We start from the raw sequence: 8,982 nt of genomic DNA on the forward strand, positions 1-8,982 counted from the left end.
TCCGAACTTTCGCCTATGGGAATGGCGAGGCGGTTATCGAGTTTATTTTCCAGCAGAACCTCATTTGAGTATTTAAAACTCGGATAAGTCCCGTAGAAAATATTTTTATCGATGGGATTTACGAAAATATAGGCCGAATCTACGCCGCGCAGGTTTGCGATATCCCCGTTTTCGCGGAAGTTGATGTAAACGCGCTCTTCAATCACTTTCGAAAAGTGTGCGATTTCCTTATTTTCACTCAGGATTTTTGTGGCTTTGTCGATCTCAGGGAGGGTTTTTCCCTCATTACTTTTCACCGTAATATCCGCATGAAGATTCGCAATAAGATCCCTGTTAAGATCCTCGAGTCCTGAAAATACGGAGATAATAATGAACATTGCCGTTACCGCAACCATCATAGCCAAGGCAGCCAGCCAGGTAATGAATGTTACCGCTGTGCTTCCTTTTTTGGCCAGAAGATACCGTGTCGCTATGTAAAGGGGAGTGTTTCGCAAGGAAAAGGATTTAGCTGAATTTTACTTAGAGTACCGGGTTGTCGCCTTCACCTTTCAATTCGCGCTCAATTCGTTCCACATCATCCAGTGTGGTATCCAGATAAAAATTGATTTCAGGAATAATTCTTACCTGTTTCCCCATTTTCTGCCCCATGAAATTTCTGTACTGTGCTTTGTTTTCGTTAATTTCCTTCATAATCTGAGTGCGGAATTCCTGCGGGAATATGCTCAGATAGATTTTAGCGATGCTTAAATCTGCCGTTACCTTCACATCCGAAACGGTTACCAAAAAAGTCTGCTTGCTTTCCTTGGCCTGTTTGCGGAAGTATTCAGCGAAATCCTCCTGTATAATCTGGGCTACTTTTCTTTGTCTGTTACTTTCGTTCATGCCGCAAATTTACTATTTTTGTTTGAAATAAAATGGAAGAGCGAATCTCGAAATCTGAAGAATCAAAGCTGCCCCCTCAAACAAGAATATTATGAAAATTGAACACCTCGGTATTGCCGTAAAATCTTTAGAAACCTCCGATAATCTATTTGCCCGGCTTTTAGGAAAAGGATTTTATAAGCAGGAATCGGTGGAGCGCGAAGGGGTTACCACCTCTTTCTACGAAGTTGGCGAAAGTAAAATTGAACTTCTGGAAGCCACCGATCCAGAAAGTCCCATTGCCAAATTTCTTGATAAAAAAGGGGAAGGAATTCACCACATCGCTTTTGGTGTAGAAAATATTTATACCGAAATCGAAAGATTAAAGGATGAAGGATTCATTTTTATTTCTGAAGAGCCCAAAGACGGAGCCGACAATAAACTGGTGGTTTTTCTTCATCCGAAGTCGACGAACGGTGTTTTGGTAGAATTATGTCAGGAAAAGCCTTAAAAACTTTTAGAATTTCAAAAAAATATTTACATTTGCACACTCGCAAAACAGAGGGTTTTGATCCTTTTGTTTTCTGGCCTTGTAACTCAGCTGGTTAGAGTAGCTGACTCATAATCAGCAAGTCCTTGGTTCGAGCCCAAGCTGGGCCACTCTAAAAATCAGACACTTACGAAATTTTGTAAGTGTCTTTTTTTATTTTTGACGAACATTTGACGAACATTTTAAATTTATTTTATTGCTATATTAGTGCTGTTATTTTGTATAGAAACTAAATGGATAGTATATATCTTGTCGCTTATACCACGATACTAATTTTCACAATACTCATTCCGAGCTTTCTTCTTGGCCGGATCTGGTTCGCTGTAAGCCCATTTGCCATCAATTATTATCGTTCAGAGAAAGCCAGTTGGTATAACAGTTGGAACACAGACCGTTTTTTAATAGTGGTGTCGGGATTGGCCATATCCGTTGTACTTTCATTTTTCTGGGGCGTAAAGATACTCATGCAGATACAGGAGATGGAGCCGGACTTTGTTGAAGTCTTTTTCTATATCGTTATACAGATCATTATTTTGGTATTGCTTGAGGCAAAAATGGATCACCCCGGAAAACCTCTGAAAGCGTTTCGAGAATTTCAAAGGAAGAGATATGACGAACGATTTGTTTTCTTGGAGAAGCAAAATGCTGCCGATACGGTTACCCATCATGCTGCCGAATTGAAAAAAGAAATTCAGCATACTAAGGAAAGCCTAGCAGGAGAGATACAGATTCATAAGGATATCAGCACCGAGATTCATTTATTGGCTGACGAAAATAACCGATTGCTGAAAACCTCGGACTTTCCATTTGAGTTAAGGAACACGACAAATTTGAATATATCTAACCTTATGACGGAGTATTTTATAAGTGAGGAATCTAGACAGCCGCTAGAGGATTTTCTGCTAAGAAAAAGAAAGAATGGCAAGATTGTTTTTACAAAAATTGCACGAAACGGCGTGAGTATTCAACCTATCCTTGACTTCTTCTCCCGATATACCGACCTGATTGAAAAATGCAAGGCAGAAAAATATTCTCAGGCGGAGACTGCCAAAATCATAAACGAAACAGCTTCCGCCCTGACACGGAAGGGAGAACTAGAAAACCAGCCCATAAATTCTAAAAATTTGTCGAAATATCTTTCTTGATGTCTTTTTTAGTAAAAAATATGGGTATTTTCAATTTGTCAGATAAATATTTTAGATTAATCATTTTATTGTAAATCAATTATTTAAATGCGATTTTTTATCGTTTTTAAAATTAAATTTCATAATATATTATAAAACAAAACCTCCTGCGAAATGCACATTTCTTTAGGTTGTTTTATTTTACAAAAAACTTTTTAAGTCGCTTTTAGGCGGCTTTTTCTTTGGGAAATATCTTGGCCTCAACAAAATTCAACGAAATGAAAGACCAAGAAAGACTAGCTGCGCTAGAACGCCAAATGTCCACCTTGGTAAACTCGCAAAAAGAGTTTACCTCCAAGGCGCTACAGATGCTCGCCCTCGGAACAAAGAACATCTATTCTAAGGAAGAGGCCGCGCTGTTCCTCAACCTGGATCCGGACTATCTCTACCAACTCAAACACCACGGCAAATTGAAGGCCTACAAAAAGAAGGGGCAAAAGAAAATCTACTTTCGCAAAGAGGACCTCGAAGCTTATCTTCTGGGGGATAATGTGGAGGAAATACAAAATGATGACTATGACGCATTCGAGCAGGAAATTCTGGAGCGATGGAAGAAATAACCAACAAGCCGGCTGAAGAGCAAAAAATCCCAGTACTTTACCAAACCGCTTCCGAGACCACTACCATTTTCGATATGGTGATGAAGTATCTTGAAAGCAAGTATGACCTTCGCTTTAACGCCATCGCCCTGGAGATAGAAATATCGCTCAAGGGAAAGGATGACTGGACAGAGCTAAACATCAACTCCCTGCTGATAGAACTCGTACAGGCCGGGATGCAGATCACCATGCAGAAGTTGGAGATCCTCGTACGGAGCCACCTGATAAAGAGATACAACCCGATAGCGGAATACTTTAAAAAACTCGCGGGCTGGGACGGCGAAGACCATATCCGGAAGCTGGCGGGATTTGTTCGGACCAACGACAGCGAAGCGTTCCGCTACCATCTCGAGAAGTGGCTGACCCGCGCCGTGCTTTGCGCATTGAAGAAAGACTATGTCAACAAGCAGTGCCTCGTGCTGGCAAGCTCCAAACAGAACACGGGCAAAACCACCTTCCTGCGGTTCCTCATTCCCGACGGGCTTAGGGGTTATTATTCCGAAAATGTCACGGTGGACAAGGACGGCATCATTGCTATCTGCAAAAATTTTATCCTCAACGCCGACGAGCTGGCCGTCCTGTCCAAATCGGATGTCAACACTCTGAAATCCTTCATCTCGATGGGCGGCGCAAAAGTAAGGGTGCCTTACGGACGGAAGCCGGAGAACATGGATAGGATATGTTCCTTTGTTGCCTCCACCAACAGAACAGATTTCCTTACCGACGAGACAGGAAGCGTAAGGTGGCTGGTTTTCGAAGTTTTAAGCATTGACTTCAATTATTCCAAGGAAATAGATATCGACCAAGTATGGGCGCAGGCGTACCACAATGCTTTTGAAAGAAAAAATTACCAACCGGAAATGACGCTCTCGGACATAGAGGTCAACGAGCTGAGGAACGAGCAGTTTTCCCAGCTTTCACTTGAGCAGGAAATCGTTTCCGCACACTTCGAGAAATCGAAGGACATCAAGGACTTTCTTACGGCGACGGACATCGTTGTGGCAATGAACAACGCCCTGAATTTAAGATTGAACAACATCAAGGTCGGAAAGGCGCTCACCAGGCTCAAGTATGAAAGAATCAAGCATCCGAAACTCCAGGTTTACGGCTACCTGATCCGAAGAAAGATTGACTGAAGAAAATTCTAAACCAAACTGGCAACACACCTACCTACTTACCTAAGTGGACTTACATAACTCATTTTCAAATTTTTATCAAGGTAATAAAATAGCTAAGACTTTACCTAAACTACCATAGTTGAAGAAGGGATCCAATTTACAGGTAACAACAAGGTAAGTCATAAAATAATATAACCAACTGATATCCAATGTTTAGGTAGGCAGGTATGGAAAAACGGTATAAACATAACTGGATATAAAAAAAATAAACTTTAAAAAACACAAAAAATGAACTGCAAACAAGCGAACGAGAATATCAGCATCAAAGAAGTAATGGAAAGTTTTTCTCTATTCCCAAGCAAAGAACATCCGAAAACAGCCTATTATTATGCTATCAATCGACAAGAACGAACGCCAAGTTTATTAGTGAATTATGTGAAAAATATTGCCTTTGATTTTGGCACTGGAAAACAATACGATGTCGTGTCGATAGTTCAGGAGCTCAAACAATGCACTGTATCCGATGCTCTTGAATATCTTTCTCGTTTCGATTTTTCTTATAAAAAGCCGAGTGTGACGGAAGCAATTACTGCTGAAAATACAAATCAAATTCTCGAAGTAAAGGAAGTTATTCACCCGGCATTGTTAGACTATTTGAAATCAAGAAAACTCGAGTCACAAAAATCGGCATTGAGCGAAGTCCACTACCGGATTAACGACAAGAGATATTTTGGGCTCGGTTTTAAAAACGATTCGGGAGGCTACGAAATCCGCAGCAGTTTTTCCAAAATCTGTCTTGGAAAAAAGGATATCACCACGATAAAAAATAATTCTGAAAACCTCAAGGTTTTCGAGGGATTTACCGACTACCTCTCCCTTAAAATTTTAGAACCGGAAAAGACACCTTCCGACTATCTAATTCTGAACTCTGTCGCCATGGTTCACAAGGCATCAGGGCTTTTTGGAAATTATAAATCTGTCGAAATGTACTTGGATAACGACCGCGCCGGCGAACAGTGCAGGGATTCAATTTTGAAAATATTCCCGGAGGCAGATGACCGGTCGAATGAATATTTCCCTCATCAAGATCTGAATGATTTCCTGATATCACAGGAAGAAAAGACACTTGAAAATAAGCTTGAAAAAAATCAAACAGCCATACACGAGTCCGAGGAAAACCGGAATATTTACAGGAGAAAAAGATGAAGATTCATACAAGCCGGGCTGCGCAAAATAAGCACAGGTGGAATACTCTAAAAAAGCTGGGTAAAAACTTGCCATGTATTTAGTGCAAAAAGTACCCAATGTTTACAACAAGCGTATGCTTGCCGTAAAAATCGGGCTTTTTGGTTTCCTCCTATCGTCGGAAACGCAGTCTGGAACTACGATTCAAGCCCATAGTTTAAAATTATAAAAAAATTAAACACCACATAAACACAATATGAAAAATGACTTTTTAAAACAGTTTGTAAGACAGATTTCCGAGCAGCAAATTGCAAAGGTTGCAGAAGAAAAAAGAAGGAACCGCTTTCGCGAAATCGGTAGAGAGGGAGGTTTGAAAAAGAAGACGGCGAACCACTTTTCAAAGGTAGTCTCAGTTCGTTTTACCGAAAAGGAGTTTGAGAAAATTCAAAAGGAGGCTGACTTCTACAAACTCAAAATATCAAAATATTTAAGACTGGTTTCAACCGAAAAAGAACTCAAAATAAACGAGTTTCAAACCGACGCGGTTCTGTTGAATTACGGCAACAATTTTATAAGGATATCCAATCTGCTCCGGAACAGAGAATGGAATGAGTTTGAAAACAAGAAAGAGATCCTTGAGGAAATTCAAACCACAACGAGGTTGATCCGGGAATACCTCTACCAACAAATCATCAAGCATGAACAATTCGGCAACGACGAGGAGGATCAGTAAGATCGCGATTGAATACAATGGCAATGACAAAGGCACGGCGGAATGTATTTATTCCAACAACCTGCTTTCAACAATGCCGGAGGAACAGTTTGCGGAAATGAAGTTTATTGCCGAGAGAAATCCCAATGTCAAGAAATGGGCTTTGACGGGTTACATTTCTCCACTAAAGGAAGTCGGCGACAGTATGACGAACGAAGAGTTGAAGGAACTGGCTTTAAAATCATTGAAGGATGTGGGACTTACGGAAAATAACCAGGTCGTCCTGGATGTCCACAATTCCACGAAGCAGAAACATATCCACTTCATCGTGAACCGCATAGATGTTTATGGTAAATGCACGGTAAAATCTGCCAATATCGGAAAGCGCTTCGGTGAATCAGTGAGAAATGTTTGCAAAGAGATGAACCTAAAAACAGATGTGGAAATAGGGAAAGAGAAAAAGCAGCAGATGCTGAAAGTTCTGCAAAACTGTCTGAAGGTCTCAAGAAATTTTGACGACTTGGTGGATTATATGCGGAGATGTGGTTACAGAGTGACGCTCTCGCAGAATGTGAAGGACGGTATTTCGGGGATGCGGATTGTTAGATTAAAGGACATAAACGACCAAACCCAGAGGCAGTACCATCCCGGTTACAAACTTTCGGAGATCACCAGCAAACTGAAGATTAAGGACATCAAAGAAATCCTAAACCGGAATGCGGAAAACCACCATTCGGCGATTTTCAGTCAGAGTAATCCGCAAACGAACGAAATAAAACATCCGGAAAAATCAGCCCTCAAGGAGATTGAGAATGCTGTGAAGGAACTGCTCAAACCGAGCTACGCACAGGCGGCAGACGATGAATTGCTGAGGAAAAGAAAAAGAAGGCGATAAGTTTAAAAAAACATCAATAAAAAAAGAAAATGAACAACAACGAATTTAACAACCAAGAGAATACAGAAAATTATTCTTCACAAGATGCAGGCATCGAACTTTTGCACCGCGTCATAGAAAGCAATAAGGCGGTAGAAATTTCGGGGAAGGCGATTTTCCACATGTACTGCGACATCAAGGAGGATGTTAAGAAAATCCAAGCACTGGCAAATGAAGAAAATCTCAAACGGCAGGAATTGCTTAAATCCATCCCCAACAATATTATCGCAGAATTATCTCCGGACGGTGTAAAGCATCTGGAAAAATTCCATCAGAAATCAGATAATGTTAAATATTGGTTTTTCGGAATCCTGGCTCTATTGCTGGTTGCATTTTTTATTTTAACAGCAACTGTTTATCTAGGAAAAACTTGGTACCGCGAAAGCATCCGCACCAAGACCGAGGTTCGAGAGGAAATCCTCAAGGAGATCAAGAATGAAAACAAGGCCATCTATGAAACCGAGCAGGTGAAGCAACTAGAATACAACACTAAGCTGATGAAAAAATGGATGCAGAAAAACCCAAAGGATGCAGAAAAGTTTTTGAAGTTTAAAGAGGGGTATGAGAGTAGGTAAACCAAGTGTTGTTTGTCCAGTTTTTTAATAAAAAACTGGACAAATAATTTTAAAAACGGTTTATACAATTGGTTTTGTTTCTTCAGGTCATGTTTTTTATTCAAATGCTGATGTATATAGAAATAATACATATGTGGGAACTGTTGATAAATCTACAGTTGGTGGTAATATTGATGCAAGTTTTATTTTATTACATGATTACCCTAATAATTACACGACTAATTTAATTGGTGGAGTTAACAATTTATCTACATTGACTAGTCTACCTGGTGTTGGGACAACAATTAATATTCGTGGAGCATATACACAAGCTTCTGGTAAAATTTTAGATACTAATGTTATTATAGAAAACGAAGATGGCACTACTCTATATAATTTAACATCTGCGACATATCCTGCTATAAAAGGTGATAGTGGTGGTATAATATATTCATATGTGAGCGCATCCAACACAAGATATACAGTAGGAGTTCATGTTGGGTTAAAAAATTCAGTTACATATTATTGTAAAGCTAATAATGTTCTATCAGCTCTTGGGCTATCTCGCTATTAAAAAAAAATTATGAAGATAAATATGCTAATTTTCACACTGCTTTTTAGCTGTAATTGTATTAACAATAAAATACAACCCTCAAAACATGAAAAAGCTGTAATGGATTCAAATATTTTACCAGTAAATACTGTTGAAAAATCAAATTGTCAAGAATATTGTTTAAAATTAACTACAACAAAATTTGAAAAAAATTATTTTTTAAATAATGCTATACTTAGTTACAATATAATAAATAACTCAAATTTCACAATAGTCAGCGGAGATGATTATCTAATAGAGCAGAAAATAAACAAATCATGGAAAAACATAAATTTAGATGCTTTTTTCAATAGTATTGGCTATATCATTAAACCTAATGAGGTCAAAAATTTACAAATGAAAACGCGGTATATTAAAAAGTTAAAACCAGGTTATTACAGAATTAAGAAAGAAATATTAATACTTCCATCGAAGCGCACCACCTTGTTAATTCAAGAATTTGAAATACAAAAATAAAAACTGCAGGTAATAACTAAGCTTTCGTTTTGTCTGCAAGACAAGAAATGAAAGCCCGTTGAACGGAAGCTCCGGTGGCTTTTCAGCAGTATGATGGTCCTCTTATGGGGATGTCGTTTTTAGAATTTAGAGGTGCAAAGCAGTTTTTTCGGAAGGACTGCTTTTTTTGTGGCGTTGGGTAGCCTTTGGAAGTGGCTTTCTGCGTTTTTTCTTCGC

The 8,982-nt window shown here is 39.2% G+C and carries 12 protein-coding genes and 1 tRNA gene; 11 read left to right on the plus strand and 2 right to left on the minus strand.

Going from position 1 to position 8,982, the window contains the following annotated elements; all coding sequences use genetic code 11:
- Both V5N63_RS05215 and rbfA read right to left on the minus strand, forming a co-directional pair.
- The coding region (locus V5N63_RS05215) for an ABC transporter permease (protein ID WP_332033092.1) at nt 1-494 on the minus strand (494 nt) is incomplete at its 3' end.
- 25 nt (nt 495-519) lie between these two features.
- Complete coding sequence (rbfA, locus tag V5N63_RS05220) at nt 520-882, minus strand: 30S ribosome-binding factor RbfA (RefSeq protein ID WP_088469459.1); 363 nt, start codon at nt 880-882, stop codon at nt 520-522.
- Between the two features lie 91 nt (nt 883-973).
- Here rbfA and mce point away from each other — a divergent pair, with 91 nt between their 5' ends.
- The 11 genes from mce to V5N63_RS05275 all read left to right on the plus strand — a co-directional run bounded on the left by mce (nt 974) and on the right by V5N63_RS05275 (nt 8,766).
- On the plus strand, nt 974-1,372 hold the full coding sequence (gene mce / locus V5N63_RS05225; protein WP_332033093.1) for a methylmalonyl-CoA epimerase: 399 nt from the start codon (nt 974-976) through the stop codon (nt 1,370-1,372).
- A gap of 75 nt (nt 1,373-1,447) precedes the next feature.
- Nucleotides 1,448-1,521 (plus strand) — tRNA-Ile (locus V5N63_RS05230).
- 123 nt (nt 1,522-1,644) lie between these two features.
- Complete coding sequence (locus V5N63_RS05235) at nt 1,645-2,556, plus strand: hypothetical protein (RefSeq protein ID WP_332033094.1); 912 nt, start codon at nt 1,645-1,647, stop codon at nt 2,554-2,556.
- Between the two features lie 257 nt (nt 2,557-2,813).
- On the plus strand, nt 2,814-3,155 hold the full coding sequence (locus V5N63_RS05240; protein ID WP_332033095.1) for a helix-turn-helix domain-containing protein: 342 nt from the start codon (nt 2,814-2,816) through the stop codon (nt 3,153-3,155).
- A complete protein-coding gene (locus tag V5N63_RS05245; RefSeq protein ID WP_332033096.1) occupies nt 3,143-4,330 on the plus strand; it encodes a VapE domain-containing protein in 1,188 nt (395 codons plus the stop codon). The genes V5N63_RS05240 and V5N63_RS05245 overlap by 13 nt, the downstream gene beginning before the upstream one ends.
- Nucleotides 4,331-4,600: 270 nt before the next feature.
- On the plus strand, nt 4,601-5,518 hold the full coding sequence (locus V5N63_RS05250; protein WP_332033097.1) for a toprim domain-containing protein: 918 nt from the start codon (nt 4,601-4,603) through the stop codon (nt 5,516-5,518).
- Between the two features lie 235 nt (nt 5,519-5,753).
- Nucleotides 5,754-6,230, plus strand: coding sequence for a plasmid mobilization protein (locus V5N63_RS05255; protein ID WP_332033098.1), 477 nt, complete (start codon nt 5,754-5,756; stop codon nt 6,228-6,230).
- Nucleotides 6,196-7,104 carry a relaxase/mobilization nuclease domain-containing protein gene (locus tag V5N63_RS05260; RefSeq protein WP_332033099.1) on the plus strand — a complete coding sequence of 303 codons (909 nt, stop codon included), beginning with the start codon at nt 6,196-6,198 and terminating at the stop codon, nt 7,102-7,104. The genes V5N63_RS05255 and V5N63_RS05260 overlap by 35 nt, the downstream gene beginning before the upstream one ends.
- Nucleotides 7,105-7,133: 29 nt before the next feature.
- The gene (locus V5N63_RS05265; RefSeq protein WP_332033100.1) at nt 7,134-7,718 is read left to right on the plus strand and encodes a hypothetical protein; all 585 of its coding nucleotides are present in this window, start codon (nt 7,134-7,136) and stop codon (nt 7,716-7,718) included.
- A 133-nt stretch (nt 7,719-7,851) separates the two neighbouring features.
- A complete protein-coding gene (locus tag V5N63_RS05270) occupies nt 7,852-8,271 on the plus strand; it encodes a hypothetical protein (RefSeq protein ID WP_332033101.1) in 420 nt (139 codons plus the stop codon).
- 9 nt (nt 8,272-8,280) lie between these two features.
- The gene (locus V5N63_RS05275; protein ID WP_332033102.1) at nt 8,281-8,766 is read left to right on the plus strand and encodes an immunoglobulin-like domain-containing protein; all 486 of its coding nucleotides are present in this window, start codon (nt 8,281-8,283) and stop codon (nt 8,764-8,766) included.
- Nucleotides 8,767-8,982 lie beyond the last annotated feature (216 nt).

The organism is Kaistella sp., assembly GCF_032060305.1.
Taxonomy (GTDB): domain Bacteria; phylum Bacteroidota; class Bacteroidia; order Flavobacteriales; family Weeksellaceae; genus Kaistella; species Kaistella yananensis.